Here is an 18,181-nt window from a genome sequence, read left to right as displayed (position 1 = left end):
GCATCAAAGCTGTTGTACGATCTTGTAGGGATCGTACTTGGCGAACTCCGCCGGCGGCACCTTGACGTCGAGCAGTTCGAGGTTGCGCGTCAGGTTGGCGGGCTTGGCCGTGCCGGTCAGGACCGAGGCGACCACGGGCTGGTGCAGAGGAAACTGGAAGGCGGCGGCGGCCAGCGGATAGCCACCTGCGGTGGCGATCTTCTGCATCGCACCGACGCGGTCGAGGATGTCCTGCGGGGCCGGCAGATAGTCGAAATGCGCCCCTTCCACCGGTCCGGTCGCCAGGATGCCCGAGTTGAAAACGCCGCCGATGACCAGCGAGGTCTGGCGCTCGCGGCAGAGCGGCAGCAGTTCGGCCTCGGCGCTGCGGTCGAGCAGCGAATAGCGGCTGGCAAGCAGGATGCAGTCGAGCGGCGCGCGCTTCAGCACGTCGAGGCAAATCCGCACCTCGTTGACGCCGAGGCCGTAGGCCGAGATGGTGCCGGACGATTTCAGTTCCTCCAGCGCCTTCATGCCGCTGTCCATCAGCTGGCGCAAATGCAGTTTCGTCGTCTCGGCGCCATGCGTGTAGGTGCCGATGTCGTGCACGAAGAGGATGTCGATCCGGTTCAATCCGAGCCGCGCGTAGGAGAACTCGACCGAACGCATGATGCCGTCATAGGAGTAATCGTAGTCGAGCGCGAAGGGCAGTGGATCGACATAGGAGTGGTCGGGAACCTGATCCTCAGGCACCGGCCGAAACAAGCGGCCGACCTTGGTCGACAGCACGTAGGACGAGCGCGGCTTGTCACGCAGGAAGTCGCCGGTGCGCCGCTCGGAGAGGCCGAAGCCGTAAAAGGGGGCGGTGTCGAAATAGCGCAGGCCGCAATTCCACGCCGTTTCCAGGGTCGCCATCGCCGCGTCCCGGGAGCAGGCGCGATAGAGCCCGCCGATCGCCGCGCCGCCGAAGCTGATCTCGGTCACCTCGAGCGCGGTCGTGCCGATCCGGCGCTTGTTCATGCAAACCCTCCCCGTGCCGTCTGTCGTGTCCGCCAGGCCAATGTTCCTGCTGGGGTGCTAGAGCGGTTCAGCTTTTCTCAGAATCGCTGATCCGCTCTAAGTGCTTGTTTTCACGCAATTCCGGACGGAAAACCGCTACGCACTTTTCCTGGGATTGCTCTAGAGCGTGGCGCCGAGATGCCAGGGGACAAACTCGTTGTCGCCGTAGCCGAACGCCTCGCTCTTGGTCCTGCGGCCCGACGCCGTCTCGATGATGAGTTCGAAGATCTCGCGGCCCATGCCCGCGATGGTCTTCTCGCCCGAGGCGATGACGCCGCAATTGACGTCCATGTCCTCTTCCATCTGGTGGTACATGGTCGAGTTGGTGGCGATCTTGATCGACGGCGTCGGCCGGCAGCCGAAACAGGAGCCGCGGCCGGTGGTGAAGACGATGACATTGGCGCCGCCGGCCACCTGGCCGGTGGCCGAGACCGGGTCGTAGCCGGGCGTGTCCATGAACACCAGGCCGTGCCCGGTGACCTTCTCGGCGTAGCCGAAGACGCCGTTGAGCGGCGTCCGGCCGCCCTTTGCCACTGCGCCCAGCGACTTCTCCAGTATGGTTGTCAGGCCGCCGCGCTTGTTGCCGGGCGAAGGATTGTTGTCGATCGAGGCGCCATGCTTGGCGACATGATCCTCCCACCACTTCACAAAACCATCGAGCTTGGCGGCGATCTCAGGGCTCGCGGCGCGATAGGCGAGCAGGTGCTCGGCGCCGTAGATCTCGGTCGTTTCGGACAGGATGCCGACGCCGCCGCAGCCGGCCAGGATATCGACGGCGGCACCCAGCGCCGGATTGGCGGTGATGCCGGACATGCCGTCCGAGCCACCGCATTGCAGGCCGACCACGATCTCGCTGACCGGGATCGGCTCGCGCTGCAACTGGCCGACTTCCTCGGCGATTTCGGCCAGCACGCCCATCGCTCGCTCGACCGACTTGCGCGAGCCGCCGGCCTCCTGGATGTTGAAGTGGCGCTTGCCGGCGGCAGCACCCTTCTGGCCGTAGAGGGTGAGCTGGTTGACCTCGCAGCCCAGGCCCACCATCAGCACGCCACCGAAATTCGGGTGGCGGGCATAGCCGGCGAGGGTGCGGTGGAGGACCATCATGCCGTCGCCGGTGGCGCTCATGCCGCAGCCCTGGCCGTGGACGATCGGCACAAAGCCGTCGATGCCCGGGTATTTGGGCAGCAACGTGCGGTTGGCCTCGTCGGCGATGGCGTGGCAGACGGTGGACGAGCAATTGACGCTGGCGATGATGCCGATGAAGTTGCGCGTGCCGGCGCGACCGTCGGCGCGGCGATAGCCCATGAAGGTGCGCTTGCGGTCGGCCTCGGTGGCGTGCTCGGCCTCGCTTGGCGGCACCACGGGAAGGCGGCCGCTCTCGAATACGAGATTGTGCGAGTGGACGTGTTCGCCCGGTGCGATATCCTGCGTGGCGCGGCCGATCGCCTGGGCATATTTCACCACCGCCTCGCCGGCCGCGATCGGCTTGACCGCCACTTTGTGCCCGGGATCGATCGCCGCCACCGCGACGGCGCCCCCCGGCAACGGGGCACCGATTTCGATGCGGCCATTGGCGACCGCGACGTTGTCGGCAGGGGAAAGAAGGATGCTGTTTGAGGCGTTCACGGGCGGCGGTCCTGGGTAATCCTGGGAATGCGGGCGGATTGACACGCGCCCGTTTGAAGATAATGTCTTTTATCGTGAAAAAACATTTTTGCGTCAATTGTTTTTTCATCGGGGACGCAGCGACTGTTCGGATGCGCCCTCGCCTGCCTGCCGAGCCGGCGAAAACCGATTCCGCTTTCGCAAGGCTTAGGCTAGGAACACCGATCATATCGCGCGTCCGGCCAGCCGCCGCAAGCGCAGGGGATACGGGCATGTCGAAGAGCAACAACGTCTACAAGGACGCCTTCAACCGCTGCCTGCGGCTGCTCGACGAAACCAAGAGCCTGCCGTCGGAACCCGAGCTCGGCACGCTGCTCAGCGTCAGCCGAACCACGGTTCGCAGCATCCTGGCGCGCATGGAGGAGACCGGCCTGATCGCCTGGAACAAGCGCACCAAGATCGTGCTTCGCGGGCCGCGGCCGGAAGACTTCTTCCCCGACGAGGAGACCGATACGCTGGCCGAGATCATCGAGCGCTCGTTCATGCGCAAGCTGCTGGCCGGCGGCGCCGAAGCCGGCATGCAGATCAACGAGCTCGAATTGGCGCGCGAGATCGGCGTCGGCACCACCAGCGTGCGCGAGTTCCTGATCCGCTTCTCGCGCTTCGGCCTGATCGAGAAGCGGCGCAACAGCCACTGGGTGCTGAAGGGTTTTACCCGCGCCTTCGCGCTGGAACTGACCGAAATCCGCGAAATGTTCGAGTTGCGCTCGGCTGCCGCCTTCGTCGCGCTGCCGGAGGACAGCCCGGTCTGGGTCGATCTGGAGAGGCTGGAAATCGAGCATCGCCAGCTCGCCGGCGAGATCGCCACGCGGTTCAACGAATTCTCCGAACTCGACGAGCGACTTCACAGGCTGATCCATCGCGCGTCGCATAATCGCTTCATCGTCGACTTTTATGACGTGATCGCGATGATCTTCCATTACCACTACCAATGGAACAAGGCTGAGGAACGTCAGCGCAACGAGGTCGCTGTCCAGGAGCATCTGGCCTATATCGCGGCGCTGAAATCGCGCGATCTCGCCAAGGTCGACGCGGCCTGCCGCAAGCATCTGAAATCCGCGCGGCAGACGCTGCTGAGCTCTATCCCCGAAGGACGACAGGCGCAGCCAGCCTGACGCCGGCGCATCCCCTGGCGCATCGCGCCCCGTTGCCGCAGCACGGTTTTGCCGATTTTCCGGCCGCCGGGCACGTGCTAGGGTCGGCCAGTTGCTGGCAAGAGGCAGTCTGTTGGAGATCCGGCTGAGACGATGGAGCATGCCGGCCGCGTTCGTCGCGGCCTTGCTGCTGTTGCTTCAGTCGGCGCTCGGCGCCTTCGCCTTTGGCGAGCCGCCACAGACCGATGCCTTCGGCAACGTCATCTGCACCCATGAAGGGGCAGCCAAGCTTCCGGGCGGCGAGCGGCATCAGCAGCATATGCCGGCCTGCTGTTCGCTCGGCTGCAGCATGGTTTCACCGGCGCATCTGCCGCCGCCGGACATCGAAGCGACTGCCAGGATCTTGGCGTCCGAGACCGTGGCTTTCCCGGCTCGGGCGTTCCTGCATCTCGATTTCGCCCGTTGCCGGTCGCCGGCCAATCCACGCGCGCCGCCGGCAACGGTCTAACGAGACGGCCCGCGGAACTTTTGGCGGGTGTATTCATCCAAGTTCAGACTGCTCGCGACCGGACGACGGCGCGATGTCATATCCATGGAGCAACCATGTCCGTTTTTCTTCCTGCGGCGCGCGCACACGCTCATCGCGGTCCGCTAGGGCGGGGGCGCGAATATCTCGGCCTTGCCATGTTCATCCTCCTTCTGTTGGCTTGCATTCCGGAAGCTTCGGCACACGGTTTCAAGCTCGGCGATCTGGAGATCGGCCATCCATGGTCGCGGGCGACGCCGCCCGGCGCCAAGGTGGCCGGCGGCTATTTCTCGGTGACCAACAAGGGTGCAGCGCCGGACCGGCTGGTGTCGGTCTCCTCCGACATCTGCGAAAAGGCCGAACTGCATGAAATGGGGGTCAAGGACGGCGTGATGACCATGCGGCCGGTCGGCGGGGGGTTGGAAATTCCGGCGGGCGGCAAGGTCGCGCTGAAGCCCGGCGGCTATCACCTGATGTTCGTCGGCCTCAAGCGTCAGCCCAAGCAGGGCGAGAAATTCCAGGCCACTCTGACCTTTGAAAAGGCCGGCAGCGTCACGGTCGACTTTGCCGTCGAAGGCATGGGTGAGACGGCCGACATGGACCACGACGACTGATCCGGCCATTCGCCACAACACGAAATCAGAGGGACATTGCATGAAGAGATATCTATTGGCGGCGGGCACGGTTTTGGCGCTTGGCACCAATGCCGCGCTTGCTCACATCACGCTGGAAACGCAGGAGGCGGCCGTCGGCTCGACCTACAAGGCGGTGCTGCGGGTGCCGCATGGCTGCGAGGGCAAGGCGACCACGGCTGTGCGGGTGCAGATTCCGGAGGGCGTGATCTCGGTCAAGCCGATGCCGAAGCCCGGCTGGACGCTTCAGACCAAGAAGGGCAGATACGAAAAGTCGTACCAGCTCTATGGCGAGACGCTGACCACCGGGGTCAAGGAAGTCGACTGGAGCGGCGGCGATCTACCGGACGAATTCTATGACGAGTTCGTCTTCCGTGCCTCGCTCGCCACCGATCTGCCGGCCGGCCAGATGCTCTACTTCCCGGTCGTGCAGGAATGCGGCGACGCCGCCGATCGCTGGATCGAGATTCCCGCCGCCGGCCAGGATGAGGACGCACTGGAAAATCCGGCGCCCGGCATCAAACTGCTGCCCAAGAAATAGTCTCTTGGTGGCGCGCTCCCACAGCGCGCCACCACTTCGTCATGACAGTATGAAACCAGCTCCCTTGCCATCGACTGCTGCCTCGGGCGGCTTCCGCATCAGGCCATTTGCCAGCCTGCTCGCCGCCTCCATGCTGATGGCGCTGCTGGTCCTGCCTGGCCTCGCCTTCGCCCATGCGGCGCTGCTTTCGACCGACCCAGCCGACGGAGCGGTGCTGGCGCAGAGTCCCACCCAATTCTCGCTGACCTTCAGCGAACCGGTCTCGCCGCTTGTGCTGACCCTCGTGCGGCCCGACGGTACGCAATTCGCGCTGACCTCCTTCCGCCTCGACGGCCAGACGCTTGCGATCGACAACCCCGAAACGCTCAAATCGGGAACGCATGTGCTGAGCTGGCGGGTGGTCTCGGAAGATGGCCATCCGGTCGGCGGCTCCGTGCTGTTTTCCATCGGCGCGCCCGGCGCCGCGCCCGTGGTGAGCGAGACCGTCGATTGGTCGCTGCGAATTGCGATCTGGGCCGGCAAGCTGTTTCTTTATGCCGGCCTGTTTCTCGGTGTCGGCGGCGCTTTCGCCTTTGGCTGGCTGGACGGCGCGAGGCATTGCGGCCAGCGCTTCGTCATTGGCGCGGTGCTCTGCGGACTGGTCGCGGCACCGATCTCGCTTGGCCTGCAGGGCCTCGACGCGCTCGGCGCACCGCTCGCCCGGATCGCGCAGCCGGCGGTCTGGAAGGCCGCGCTTGCGACCAGCTTCAGCTGGACTGTGCTCGTCGGCTTGATCGCGTTCGGATTGGCATTGCTGTCGCTGCTGGGTCCGCCCGTCTCCCGCAAGCTGCTTGCCCTGGCCGGGCTTGCCGGTGTCGGCGCGGCTCTCGCCGCCAGCGGCCATGCGAGCGCCGCCGAGCCGCAATGGCTGACGCGGCCGCTGGTTTTCCTGCACGCTTCGGCCGTCGCCTTCTGGACAGGCGCGCTGGCACCGCTGGGCCTGGCGTTGAGGCACCAGCCGGCCGAGGCGAAGATTTTCCTTCGCCGGTTCTCGCGCACGATCCTGCCCATCGTTGCCGTGCTGGCGGCAAGCGGCATCGGGCTTGCGATTATCCAGGTGCAGGAGCCGGGTGCTCTGATCGGCACCGCTTACGGGCGTCTGCTGCTGCTGAAACTGGCATTGCTGCTGTTCCTGTTCACCCTGGCCTCCGTGAACCGCTGGACGCTGACCAAGCCGGCGGAGGCGGGCGACACGGAAGTGCAGAGGCGGCTGGTGCGCTCGATCGGCATCGAGACGCTGATCGTGCTCGCCATCCTCGGCGTCGTCGCCGGCTGGCGCTTCACGCCGCCACCACGTGCGCTGGCGATTGCCGCCGCCCAGCCGGCTTCTGTCCACATCCACACGCTGAAGGCAATGGCCGATCTCAGCATCACGCCCGGCCATGCCGGCCAGGTCGCCGCCTCGATCGTGATCATGACCGGCGATTTCGGCCCGCTCGACGCCAAGGCGGTGACGCTGGTTCTTTCGAAGCCGGACTCCGGCATCGAACCGATCAAGCGGCCGGCGACCAAGCCCGGCAACGGCACCTGGCGTGTCGACAACCTCGTCATTCCGATATCCGGCCGCTGGACAGCCCGGCTCGATATCCTCGTCTCGGATTTCGAACAGGTGAAGATCGAAGCGCCGATCGACATCCGATCGGAATAGGCCGATCATCGCGGAAGGACAAGAATTCGGCGAGGCGGTTGACGCCGCTGCGAAGGCCCGGCATTCATTTTCGCAAGAGTGCCCCAAAGCGGCATCAACAAGAAGATCCGAAAGCAGGGAAGAAACGATGGAAAAAGCCGAAATCGGGCTGATCGGCCTCGGCACGATGGGCTCCAACCTGGCGCTCAACATCGCCGAGCATGGGCACCGCATCGCCGTCTTCAACCGCACCGCGTCGCGCACCGATGCCTTTGTCGAGAGTGCCGGGGCGCTGAAGGACATGGTCGTTCCCTGCTACAGCCTGGAGGAGCTTGCCGCCGCGATCCGGCCGCCGCGGCCGATCATCATCATGGTGCTGGCCGGCAAGCCGGTCGACGAGCAGATCACTGCGCTGCGCGGCGTGCTTTCCAACAACGACATCGTCATCGATGCCGGCAACGCCAATTTCCGCGACACGATGCGGCGCTTCTCAGAGCTGTCCGGCTCGGGCCTGACCTTCATCGGCATGGGCGTGTCCGGCGGCGAGGAGGGCGCGCGCCATGGGCCGTCGATCATGGTCGGGGGCACCGAAGAGTCGTGGAAGCGGGTCGAGAAGGTGCTGACGGCGATCTCGGCCAAGTTCAAGGACGAGCCATGCGCCGCCTGGCTCGGCACCGACGGCGCGGGCCATTTCGTCAAGACGATCCATAACGGCATCGAATATGCCGACATGCAGATGATCGCCGAGATCTACGGCATCCTGCGCGACGGCTTGAGCATGGGGCCGAAGGAGATCGGCGCCGTCTTTGCCGACTGGAACAAGGGCCGGCTCAACTCCTACCTGATCGAGATCACCGCCAAGGTCCTCGCCGCCGACGACCCGAAGACGGGCAAGCCAGTGGTCGACATCATCCTCGACCGCGCCGGGCAGAAAGGCACCGGCAAATGGTCGGTGATCGAGGCGCAGCAGCTCGGCATTCCGGCAACGGCCATCGAAGCGGCGGTCGCGGCGCGGGTGCTGTCCTCGATCAAGGACGAGCGCCAAGCCGCCGAAAAGGCCTATGGCAATATCGGCGTCGAGAAGATTTCGGGCGACGAGGCGGTCCTACTGAAGGATCTGGAGCTTGCCTTGTTCGCCGGCAAGATCGCCGCCTATGCGCAAGGTTTCGCGGTGATGAGCGGCGCTTCGAGGGAGTTCAACTGGAACCTGCCGATGCCGACCATCGCCCAGATCTGGCGCGCCGGCTGCATCATCCGCTCGCAGATGCTGGACACGATGGCCGAAGCCTTCGGTTCGGGCGGGGCTTCCACCAATCTCCTGATGGCGCCGGCGTTCATTGACATGATGAAGGAAGCGCATCCCTCGCTCAGGCGGATCGTGGCGAAGGCATCGGAGGCCGGCTCGCCGGTGCCGGCGCTGGCCTCGGCGCTCGCCTATTTCGACAGCTATCGCCAGGGACGCGGCACCTCGAACCTGATCCAGGCGCAACGCGATTTCTTCGGCGCGCACGGCTTCGAACGGATCGGCGAGCAGGGGGCGTTTCACGGACCGTGGGGGAGTGGGGCGGCGTAGGCTTGGCTCCGCATGGCGTCGTCAAGCACCTTACTCGTCATCCACGGGTCTCCGCGTCCGCTTCGCTCCCGCTCCGCCCGTGGATGACGAAGGAAACCAAAACTAACCGCGATACGACAGCACCTCGCTCGGGATGCTGAGCGACTGCAGCGAGCCGGGGTCGGCGCCGGCGATCCAGCCGAGCACGGCGCGCGCAAGTTCTGAGCCGGCGAGCCTGAAATTCTCGTTGACGACGAGCAGCTCGCGCCGGAAAAGGTGCAGCAATTCCGACGATTGTTTGGACACCACGTCGACATCCCTGCCCAGCTTCAAGCCCGCGTCCTCGATGCCGGCGACAACGGCAAGCGTAGCGGCGGCGGCGCTGCTGACAATGCCGTCCGGACGGTCGTTGCGGCGCATCAATTGCGCGGTTCGCATCCTGATCTGATCGATCGAGTGATCGATGGAAACGCTGTTGAACGGAACCTCGCTGGCGCCGACCTCGCTCAAGGCATCGGCAAAACCGTTCAGCGTGTGACCGTAATAGGTGAGCCCGACCGGCGGCGTCACCAGAGCAAGGCGGCGCCGGCCGATGCCGGCTAGGTGGCGCACCGCTTCGCCGGCGAACGCATAGTTGTCGAAGTCGTGATAGGGGTGCACGAGGCCCATATCGGTGCGCCCATGCGTGGCAAAGGGAATGCCGCGCTCCAGCATGTAGCGGGCCCGCGGATCATTGGGCTGCGCGCGGGAAATGATGACGCCGTCGGCGGAACCCGTCTCGACCAGATAGCGCACCGGATCCAGCGGATCCTGCGAGCGCGAGTAGGGCGTGACGATCAAATGATAGGGCGTGTCGGCGATCACCTCGGAGACGCCGTAGATGATATCCGAGACGAAGCTCATGATTTCGTGCTCGGTGTTGAGCACCAGGCTGATGACGTTGGTCTTGCCGGTTCTGAGCCGCACGCCGGCGCGGTTCGGCCGGTAGCCGATCTGCTTGGCGACGAGCTGCACGCGACGCCTGGTTTCGGCGCCGATCTCGGGCGCGTCCTTCAGCGCGCGCGACACTGTGGTGACGCCGAGGCCCGTCATGAAGGCAAGCGTCTTCAGCGTCGGCCGTTCCTTGGCCGACGTCTCGCCGTCCGTCTTCGTCGCCCGTCTATCCATTTGTCCCGCCCATCAGGCGCATAGCAGCCGCGAGGCCAAGCTGCAATCGCGCAAGCCGACAATCGCGGTCTTCAACCCGCGCCACGGTTTAATATACTGAAACGTTACAGATTGCCAACGCTCGTGACTGAAGGGTCAGCCTTGATCGTCGCGACAAGAGGCTGGAAACACGGCGAAACCCACTGGATTCACAAGGACGGTCTCCTTCCTGGTGGATTTTGACACAAATGAGCTAACTCGAGCAGAGCTGGGCCATCCTGGAGGAAGAATTTTCTTCGCAACGCGAAAAAATCGTATGTCCGTTTCATTCGAGGGTTGCCTATCTCAACCATTTGCCGTATCGAAAATCTGTAACGTTTCAGATTCTGGGAGGAACCGAAATGCGATACAAATTCCTGGCCGCCGCGTTTGCCGCGACGGTCGCGCTAAACGTCGCCGGACCGGCGGCCGCGACCGATCTCGAAGTCACCCACTGGTGGACTTCTGGCGGCGAAGCGGCGGCGGTCGCGGAACTCGCCAAGGCGTTCGATGCGACCGGCAATCACTGGGTCGACGGCGCCATCGCCGGTTCCGGCGGCACGGCGCGGCCGATCATGATCAGCCGTATCACCGGCGGCGATCCAATGGGCGCCACCCAGTTCAACCATGGCCGTCAGGCGGAGGAACTCGTCCAGGCCGGGCTGATGCGCGACCTCACCGACATCGCGACGAAAGGCAAGTGGACGGAGGTCGTGCGGCCGAAGAGCCTGCTCGACTCGTGCACGATCGGCGGCAAGATCTATTGCGTGCCGGTCAATATCCATTCCTGGCAATGGCTCTGGCTGTCGAACGATGCCTTCCAGAAGGCCGGCGTGCCGATGCCGAAGGACTGGAATGAATTCGTCGCCGCCGCGCCGGCGCTGGAAAAGGCCGGCATCATCCCGCTCGCCGTCGGCGGGCAGCCCTGGCAGGCATCGGGCGCATTCGACGTGCTGCTCGCCGCGGTCGGCGGCACCGACGCCTTCCTGAAGGTGTACCAGCAAAAGGACGCCAAATTCGCGGCCGGCCCAGAGATCGCCAAAGTGTTCAAGGCAGCCGACGATGCGCGCAAGATGGCCAAGAACACCAATGTGCAGGATTGGAACCAGGCGACCAATCTGGTCATCACCGGCAAGGCCGGTGGACAGATCATGGGCGACTGGGCGCAGGGCGAGTTCCAGGTCGCCGGCAAGGCCGCCGGCAAGGACTACACCTGCCTGCCCGGCCTTGGCCTGAATGAGGTCATCGCCACCGGCGGCGATGCGTTCTACTTCCCGCTGCTCAAGGACGCGGAGAAGTCGAAGGCGCAGGAAGTGCTGGCCGAGACGCTGCTCGATCCGAAGACGCAGGTCGCCTTCAACCTCAAGAAGGGCTCGCTGCCGGTGCGCGGCGACGTCGACGTCAACGCGGCGAACGACTGCATGAAGAAGGGTCTGGCCATTCTCGCCAAAGGCGCGGTGATCCCGTGGACGGACCAGCTGCTCTCGCAGGACAGCCAGAAGCAGAAGGAGGATCTGTTCTCCGAATTCTTCGCCAAGCCCGACATGACGCTCGAGGAGGCGCAGAAGCGCTTCGCCGACATCATCGCTTCGGCCGACTGATCACGGGCGCCCCCGCCGGCTCCCGGCCCTGCCAATCGGGGTCGGGAGCATGATGTCCTCATTGTTTCAGCCCGGCTGCCGAATGAGCAACAGCGAACGCCCCAACCAGCTTTTGCGCAACCTCAATGCCAAAGTCGCATCGATCCCGATGATCCTGACCGCGCTCGTGGTCTTCGTCGGCGGCACGGCCTGGACGGTGCTCTACTCCTTCACCAATTCGAAGCTTCTGCCGCGGCTGAACTTCGTCGGGCTCGACCAGTATTACCGGCTGTGGGCGACGCCGCGCTGGCTGGTCTCGATCGAGAACCTGTTGATCTACGGCGTCATCTCGCTGGTGTTCTCGCTGGTCATCGGCTTTATCCTGGCGGCCCTGCTCGACCAAAAGATCCGCTTCGAGGACACCTTCCGCACCATCTTCCTCTATCCGTTCGCGCTCTCCTTCATCGTCACCGGCCTGGTCTGGCAGTGGCTGCTCAATCCGGACTTCGGCATCCAGGGCGTGGTGCGAGACCTCGGCTGGACGAGCTTCAGCTTCGATCCGCTCTACAACTCCAGCATCGTCATCTACGGCATTTCGATCGCGGCACTCTGGCAAGGCACGGGGCTGATCATGTGCCTGATGCTCGCCGGCCTGCGCGGAATCGACGAGGACATCTGGAAGGCGGCGCGGGTGGACGGCATACCGATGTGGAAGACATACCTCTTTATCGTCATCCCGATGATGCGGCCGGTCTTCATCACGACGCTGGTGATCATCGCCGCCGGCATCGTCAAGGTCTATGACCTCGTCGTGGCCCAGACCAGCGGCGGCCCGGGCATCGCCTCCGAGGTGCCGGCGAAATACGTTTACGATTACATGTTCTTTGCTCAGAACCTCGGGCAGGGTTTTGCCGCCTCGACCATGATGCTGCTATCCGTGGTCATCGTCATCGTGCCGTGGGCCTATCTCGAGTTCGGAGGCAGGAAACGTGGCTGACGTAGCTGTCTCCAGGGACGCGGACGCGCTGGGGCGCCAAGCCGTCGGGCCGAGCGGACCAAAGCCGCGGCATGTGCTCTCGCGGCGCAACATCTTACTCTACGGCACCCTCATCGTCGTGGCGCTCTACTATCTTCTGCCGCTCTACGTGATGGTCGTCACCTCGCTGAAGGGCATGCCCGAAATCCGCCTCGGCAACATCTTTTCGCCGCCGCTGGAGATCACCTTCGAGCCTTGGGTGAAGGCTTGGTCGCAGGCCTGCACCGGTCTCAATTGCGACGGACTTTCGCGCGGCTTCTGGAACTCGGTCCGCATTACGGTGCCGTCGGTGCTGCTGTCGATCGCGATCGCCTCGGTCAACGGCTACGCTTTGGCCAACTGGCGCTTCAAGGGCGCCGATGCCTTCTTCATCATCCTCATCGTCGGCGCCTTCATCCCCTATCAGGTGATGATCTATCCGATCGTCATCATCCTGCGCGAGATCGGCATCTACGGGACACTGACCGGTCTGGTGATCGTGCATTCGATCTTCGGCATGCCGATCCTGACGCTGCTCTTCCGCAACTACTTCACGTCGATGCCGGAGGAACTGTTCCGGGCGGCGCGCGTCGACGGCGCCGGCTTCTGGGGCATCTATCTGCGCATCATGCTGCCGATGTCGCTGCCGATCTTCGTCGTCGCCATCATCCTGCAGGTGACCGGCATCTGGAACGATTTCCTGTTCGGCGTCGTCTACACCCGCCCCGACACCTATCCGATGACGGTGCAGCTCAACAACATCGTCAACTCCGTGCAGGGCGTGAAGGAGTACAACGTCAACATGGCCGCCACCATCCTGACCGGCCTTGTGCCCCTCATCGTCTACTTCATTTCCGGCAAGCTGTTCGTGCGCGGCATCGCCGCCGGCGCGGTGAAAGGATGACGATGGCAGCGATCGCCAATCCTAGCGTTTCGATCCAGAATCTGTCGCTCAATTTCGGCGCGGTCACCGTTTTGCAAACGCTCGACTTGGATGTCGCGGAGGGCGAGTTCATCGTGCTGCTCGGGCCGTCCGGCTGCGGCAAGTCCACCTTGCTCAACTGCATCGCCGGCCTGCTCGACATCTCCGAGGGCCGCATCTTCATCAAGGGCAAGAACGTCACCTGGGAAGAGCCGAAGGATCGCGGCATCGGCATGGTGTTCCAGTCCTATGCGCTCTACCCGCAAATGACGGTCGAGAAGAACCTCTCCTTCGGCCTGCGCGTCGCGGGCGTGCCCAAGGACGAGATCGCCAAACGCATCGCGCGCGCGGCCGAGATCCTGCAGATCGAGCCGCTGCTGCAGCGCAAGCCGGCCGCGCTTTCCGGCGGTCAGCGCCAGCGGGTGGCCATCGGGCGGGCGCTGGTGCGCGATGTCGACGTCTTCCTGTTCGACGAGCCGCTCTCCAACCTCGACGCCAAGCTGCGCTCGGAGCTGCGCGTCGAGATCAAGCTGCTGCACCGCAAGCTCGAGAACACCATGATCTACGTCACCCATGACCAGATCGAAGCGATGACGCTTGCCGACCGCATCGCGCTGATGAAAGGCGGCGTCATCCAGCAACTCGACGCGCCGCAGACCATCTACAACCGCCCGGTCAATCGCTTCGTCGCCGGCTTTCTCGGCTCGCCGGCGATGAATTTCGTCGATGGCAGGCTCGAAAAAAGCGGCGATGGCTGGTCCTTCGCGGTCGAGGACGTGCGTATTCCGCTGGCAACCTATGTTTTCGAGAAGGAGCCGACGCCGGGACCGGCGGTGTTCGGCATCCGCCCCGAACATGTCGCTTTCAATAGCGGCACTGGGTGGCCGTTCGCCGCGACGGCGACTGTCGAGGTCGTCGAGCCGATGGGGTCCGACACGCTGGTCTGGCTGAAGCTGGCCAAGCAGAATTTCACCGTTCGCGTGACTTCCGAGCGCACGCCCAAGAATGCGGACACGGCCAGCATCGGCTTCGATCCTATGCGTGCCTCTCTCTTCGATGCTCAAACCGGCAACCGCCTTTGATCTTCCAAACCACCCCAAGCAGAACGGACAGACAGATGAACTGGTCATTCCAACTCTACAGCGCCCGAAACTTCCAACCATGGACGGACGTGCTGAAAATGCTCGGCGAGCTCGGCTACAAGGAAGTCGAAGGCTTCGGCGGCGTCTATGACGACCCGAAGGGCTTCCGCGCCGAACTCGACAAGAACGGGCTGGCCATGCCGACCGGCCATTTCTCGATCGATGCGCTGGAGAAGGATTTCAACGGTGTGCGCAGAACAGCCGACGCGCTCGGCATAACCCTTTTGATCTGCCCTTATCTGATGCCTGATGCGCGGCCGAGCGATGCCGCCGGCTGGCGCGGCTTCGGCGAGCGTCTGGCCAAGGTCGGCGAGACCGCCAAGAAGGCGGGCTACGGATTTGCCTGGCACAATCACGATTTCGAATTCAAGGCGCTCGCCGATGGCTCGCTGCCACAGGATCATATCCTGGCGGCCGCTCCGGACATCGGCTGGGAGATGGATGTCGCCTGGGTGGTGCGCGGCGGCGCCGACCCGCTGCCCTGGATCGAAAAACACGGCAAGCGCATCGTCGCCGTCCATGTCAAGGACATCGCCAAGCCCGGCGAGGGACTGGATGAGGACGGCTGGTCGGATGTCGGCCACGGCACGATCGATTGGCCCGGCCTGATCAAGGCATTCCGCGCCAAGAGCGCCGCAAGCTACTACGTGATGGAACAGGACAACCCCAACGACATCGAGCGTTTCGCCCGCCGCTCGATCGCAGCCGCCAAGACCCACTAGGAGCACCACACATGGCAAGGAAACTTGGCGTCGGCGTGATCGGCTGCGGCAACATCTCAAGAGCGTATTTCTCGCTGGCGCCGCTGTTTCGCGGTATCGAGATGCGCGCCTGCGCGGACATCAACATGGATGCAGCGAAGGCGCGCGCGAAGGAATTCAAGCTGCGCGCCGAGACAGTCGACCAACTGCTCAGGGCAGACGACATCGACATCATCGTCAATCTGACGATCCCGGCGGTGCATTACGAGGTGTCGAAGCAGGTGCTCGACGCCGGCAAGCATGTCTATTCCGAAAAGCCCTTCGTGTTGTCGGTCAAGGAAGGACTCGACCTGAAGAAGCGGGCGCAAAAGAAAGGCCTGCGCATCGGCTCGGCGCCCGACACCTTTCTCGGCGGAGCGCATCAGCTGGTGCGCAGCCTCATCGATGACGGCAAGCTCGGCAGGATCACCAGCGGCACCTGCCACGTGATGGGCCATGGCATGGAGCACTGGCATCCCAATCCGGATTTCTTCTTCCAGCCGGGCGCCGGTCCGGTGCTCGACATCGGCCCGTACTATATCACCAACCTGATCCAACTGATCGGGCCGGTCAGCCGAGTGGCGGCCTTCGCGGCGACGCCGGCCAAGGAGCGAACCATCGGCTCCAAGCCGCGGGCGGGTGAAAAGATCCCAGTCAACACACCGACCACCATCCACGGCCTGCTCGAGTTCGAGAACGGCGCGGTGATCACGCTCAACACCAGCTGGGACGTCTGGAGCCACGGCCATGCGCCGATGGAACTCTATGGCGAGCTCGGCACCGTGTTCGTGCCGGACCCGAACTTCTTCGGCGGCGAGGTGCGGTTCACAAACGGCACCAAGCCGGTCAAGAAGCTACCGAGATGGGAGCACCCTTTCGCCGTGCCGAACGACATGCATTCGCAGGGCATGTTGGCCAACTACCGCACCGCCGGCCTCGCCGACATGGCGATCGCGATCGCGCAAGGGCGGCCGCATCGCTGCTCGATGGAACTGGCGCTGCACGCCGTCGACGTGATGACCGGCATCCTGCGCTCGGGCGAAAGCGGCAAGTTCGTCGCCATGCAGACGACATGCGAGCGGCCGGCAGCGCTTGGCATCAAGGAAGCAAAGGCGCTCATGGCCACGGGGAAGTAGCCTCCTGCGATTATCGATAATTTGCCGATTGCCTCTCCTCCTTCCGCCGGGGAGAAGGTAAAGGGTGGGGCGTGGTTTATGCGCGCAACTTTCGCGGCTGGGCCCGCTCCGTTCAGATCTGAGGATTCCCTATGCCCTATGTCGCCGCCGAAAACCGCTACGAGAAGATGATCTATAACCGTTGCGGCCGGTCCGGTCTGAAGCTGCCGGCGATCTCGCTCGGGCTCTGGCACAATTTCGGCAACGACACGCCGCACAAGACCAAGCAGGCAATCGTGCGCAAGGCCTTCGATCTCGGCATCACGCATTTCGACCTGGCCAATAATTACGGCCCGCCGCCCGGCTCGGCCGAGATCGCCTTCGGCGAGATCATGCGCACCGACTTTGCCGCTTATCGCGACGAGCTGATAATCTCCACCAAGGCCGGCTATGAAATGTGGGCCGGACCTTACGGCGAATGGGGCAGCCGCAAATATGTGCTGTCGAGCCTCGACCAGAGCCTGAAGCGGATAGGGCTCGATTATGTCGACATCTTCTATTCCCACCGCTTCGATCCCGAGACGCCGCTGGAAGAAACAATGGGCGCGCTCGACCATGCCGTGCGCTCCGGCAAGGCGCTCTATGCCGGCATATCCTCCTACAATTCACAGCGTACGCGCGAGGCGGCCGACATTCTGAGGCAGCTCGGCACGCCCTGCCTCATCCACCAGCCGAGCTATTCCCTGCTCAACCGCTGGGTCGAGGAGGACGGGCTGCTCGACACGCTGGAGGGTCTCGGCATCGGCTCGATCGTCTTCTCGCCGCTGGCGCAGGGCATGCTGACCGACAAATATCTCGGTGGCATTCCCGAGGGCAGCCGCGCCAGCCAGGGCAAGTCGCTCAGGCCGGCCTTCATCAACGACAAGTCGATCGCCAACATCGAGGCGCTCAACGCCATCGCCGGCCGGCGCGGCCAGACGCTGGCGCAGATGGCGCTGGCCTGGGTGCTGCGCAGGGGCAGGGTGACTACGGCGCTGATCGGCGCCAGCCAGCCGGAGCAGGTCGAGGATTGCGTCGGCGCGCTCAAGGCACTCGACTTCAGCGATGCCGAGCTCGCCGAGATCGACACCTATGCGCACGAGGCCGATATCAACCTGTGGGCGGCTTCGGCCGAGCGCAAAGGGCCGCCGCGCAAGTAGGGCCTGGCCGACGCCAGGGCGGCGAGCGCTGCGGAAACAGTGGCAAAAACGCCGGTTCGTCGTTATCTCATGGAGTCGAGACCGTTCGCGTGCGCAATCGACGCGCGGGACGACGCCATGACCGGAACGGGATGATGACGGCAAGGGATGCGCTGACCAAGAACCAGCTGTGCGTGCTCGAGAAGCTCGAGGCGGCCAGCGGGCCGCTCAGCGCCTATACGCTGCTCGACCAGCTGCGCGAACGGGGCTTCCGCGCGCCGCTGCAGGTCTATCGCGCTTTAGACACGCTGGTGAAGTCGGGCTTCGTGCACCGGCTCGAAAGCCTCAACTCCTTCGTCGCCTGCGCCGAGCCGCACGACCACAGCCATTCGATGACCGCCTTCGCCATCTGCGACAGCTGCGGCCAGGTGACGGAGATGTCGGACCACGACGTCGACCACCGGCTGGACGAGTGGGTGCGCTCGACGGGATTTGCCGCCAAGAAGGCGGTGATCGAGTTTCGGGGTGTCTGCGCGAAGTGCAGGTCGGAAGCGGCATAAGTACGCCGATATTCAGGTGAGGCCGGCCTG

Annotated in this window: 17 protein-coding genes; 14 read left to right on the top strand and 3 right to left on the bottom strand. The window is 64.1% G+C overall.

The features are described 5' to 3' along the window. Nucleotides 1–3 precede the first annotated feature (3 nt). A complete protein-coding gene (locus EN818_RS05495; protein WP_129553766.1) occupies nucleotides 4–999 on the bottom strand; it encodes an aldo/keto reductase in 996 nt (331 codons plus the stop codon). A gap of 159 nt (nucleotides 1,000–1,158) precedes the next feature. Next, nucleotides 1,159–2,664: an altronate dehydratase family protein gene (locus tag EN818_RS05490; RefSeq protein ID WP_129553767.1), complete on the bottom strand. Its 1,506-nt coding sequence runs from the start codon at nucleotides 2,662–2,664 to the stop codon at nucleotides 1,159–1,161. Between the two features lie 251 nt (nucleotides 2,665–2,915). Here EN818_RS05490 and EN818_RS05485 point away from each other — a divergent pair, with 251 nt between their 5' ends. From EN818_RS05485 to gndA, 6 genes are all read left to right on the top strand, one after another. Further along, nucleotides 2,916–3,818, top strand: coding sequence for a GntR family transcriptional regulator (locus tag EN818_RS05485; RefSeq protein ID WP_095804912.1), 903 nt, complete (start codon nucleotides 2,916–2,918; stop codon nucleotides 3,816–3,818). Between the two features lie 139 nt (nucleotides 3,819–3,957). Further along, nucleotides 3,958–4,305, top strand: coding sequence for a hypothetical protein (locus EN818_RS05480; protein WP_095804404.1), 348 nt, complete (start codon nucleotides 3,958–3,960; stop codon nucleotides 4,303–4,305). A 176-nt stretch (nucleotides 4,306–4,481) separates the two neighbouring features. Then, nucleotides 4,482–4,937, top strand: a complete 456-nt coding sequence (locus tag EN818_RS05475; protein WP_245454885.1) for a copper chaperone PCu(A)C — start codon at nucleotides 4,482–4,484, stop codon at nucleotides 4,935–4,937. A gap of 40 nt (nucleotides 4,938–4,977) precedes the next feature. After that, nucleotides 4,978–5,496 carry a YcnI family protein gene (locus EN818_RS05470; RefSeq protein WP_129553769.1) on the top strand — a complete coding sequence of 173 codons (519 nt, stop codon included), beginning with the start codon at nucleotides 4,978–4,980 and terminating at the stop codon, nucleotides 5,494–5,496. A 130-nt stretch (nucleotides 5,497–5,626) separates the two neighbouring features. Further along, complete coding sequence (locus tag EN818_RS05465; protein WP_245518800.1) at nucleotides 5,627–7,183, top strand: copper resistance CopC/CopD family protein; 1,557 nt, start codon at nucleotides 5,627–5,629, stop codon at nucleotides 7,181–7,183. A gap of 127 nt (nucleotides 7,184–7,310) precedes the next feature. Then, nucleotides 7,311–8,735, top strand: coding sequence for an NADP-dependent phosphogluconate dehydrogenase (gene gndA / locus EN818_RS05460; RefSeq protein ID WP_129553771.1), 1,425 nt, complete (start codon nucleotides 7,311–7,313; stop codon nucleotides 8,733–8,735). 102 nt (nucleotides 8,736–8,837) lie between these two features. On the opposite strand, the gene EN818_RS05455 is transcribed toward gndA, so the two are convergent. Further along, nucleotides 8,838–9,881: a LacI family transcriptional regulator gene (locus tag EN818_RS05455; RefSeq protein WP_129553772.1), complete on the bottom strand. Its 1,044-nt coding sequence runs from the start codon at nucleotides 9,879–9,881 to the stop codon at nucleotides 8,838–8,840. 380 nt (nucleotides 9,882–10,261) lie between these two features. On the opposite strand from EN818_RS05455, the gene EN818_RS05450 reads away from it, so the two are divergent. The 8 genes from EN818_RS05450 (at nucleotide 10,262) to EN818_RS05415 (ending at nucleotide 18,151) form a co-directional block, all read left to right on the top strand. After that, the gene (locus EN818_RS05450) at nucleotides 10,262–11,500 is read left to right on the top strand and encodes an ABC transporter substrate-binding protein (RefSeq protein ID WP_129553773.1); all 1,239 of its coding nucleotides are present in this window, start codon (nucleotides 10,262–10,264) and stop codon (nucleotides 11,498–11,500) included. A gap of 82 nt (nucleotides 11,501–11,582) precedes the next feature. Further along, nucleotides 11,583–12,476, top strand: a complete 894-nt coding sequence (locus EN818_RS05445) for a sugar ABC transporter permease (protein WP_095804397.1) — start codon at nucleotides 11,583–11,585, stop codon at nucleotides 12,474–12,476. Continuing rightward, nucleotides 12,469–13,398: a carbohydrate ABC transporter permease gene (locus tag EN818_RS05440; RefSeq protein ID WP_129553774.1), complete on the top strand. Its 930-nt coding sequence runs from the start codon at nucleotides 12,469–12,471 to the stop codon at nucleotides 13,396–13,398. The genes EN818_RS05445 and EN818_RS05440 overlap by 8 nt, the downstream gene beginning before the upstream one ends. A 2-nt stretch (nucleotides 13,399–13,400) precedes the next feature. Next, the gene (ugpC, locus tag EN818_RS05435; protein WP_129554079.1) at nucleotides 13,401–14,498 is read left to right on the top strand and encodes a sn-glycerol-3-phosphate ABC transporter ATP-binding protein UgpC; all 1,098 of its coding nucleotides are present in this window, start codon (nucleotides 13,401–13,403) and stop codon (nucleotides 14,496–14,498) included. 35 nt (nucleotides 14,499–14,533) lie between these two features. Then, nucleotides 14,534–15,280 carry a sugar phosphate isomerase/epimerase gene (locus EN818_RS05430; RefSeq protein WP_129553775.1) on the top strand — a complete coding sequence of 249 codons (747 nt, stop codon included), beginning with the start codon at nucleotides 14,534–14,536 and terminating at the stop codon, nucleotides 15,278–15,280. 11 nt (nucleotides 15,281–15,291) lie between these two features. Continuing rightward, nucleotides 15,292–16,434, top strand: a complete 1,143-nt coding sequence (locus EN818_RS05425) for a Gfo/Idh/MocA family oxidoreductase (RefSeq protein ID WP_129553776.1) — start codon at nucleotides 15,292–15,294, stop codon at nucleotides 16,432–16,434. A 131-nt stretch (nucleotides 16,435–16,565) separates the two neighbouring features. Beyond that, on the top strand, nucleotides 16,566–17,612 hold the full coding sequence (gene mgrA / locus EN818_RS05420) for an L-glyceraldehyde 3-phosphate reductase (protein ID WP_129553777.1): 1,047 nt from the start codon (nucleotides 16,566–16,568) through the stop codon (nucleotides 17,610–17,612). A gap of 134 nt (nucleotides 17,613–17,746) precedes the next feature. Next, nucleotides 17,747–18,151, top strand: coding sequence for a Fur family transcriptional regulator (locus tag EN818_RS05415; protein WP_129554080.1), 405 nt, complete (start codon nucleotides 17,747–17,749; stop codon nucleotides 18,149–18,151). Nucleotides 18,152–18,181 lie beyond the last annotated feature (30 nt).

Source organism: Mesorhizobium sp. M3A.F.Ca.ET.175.01.1.1, from assembly GCF_004791945.1.
Classification (GTDB): domain Bacteria; phylum Pseudomonadota; class Alphaproteobacteria; order Rhizobiales; family Rhizobiaceae; genus Mesorhizobium.
Note: the sequence above shows the minus strand (reverse complement) of the source record. Positions and strands in the feature narration are given on the sequence as shown.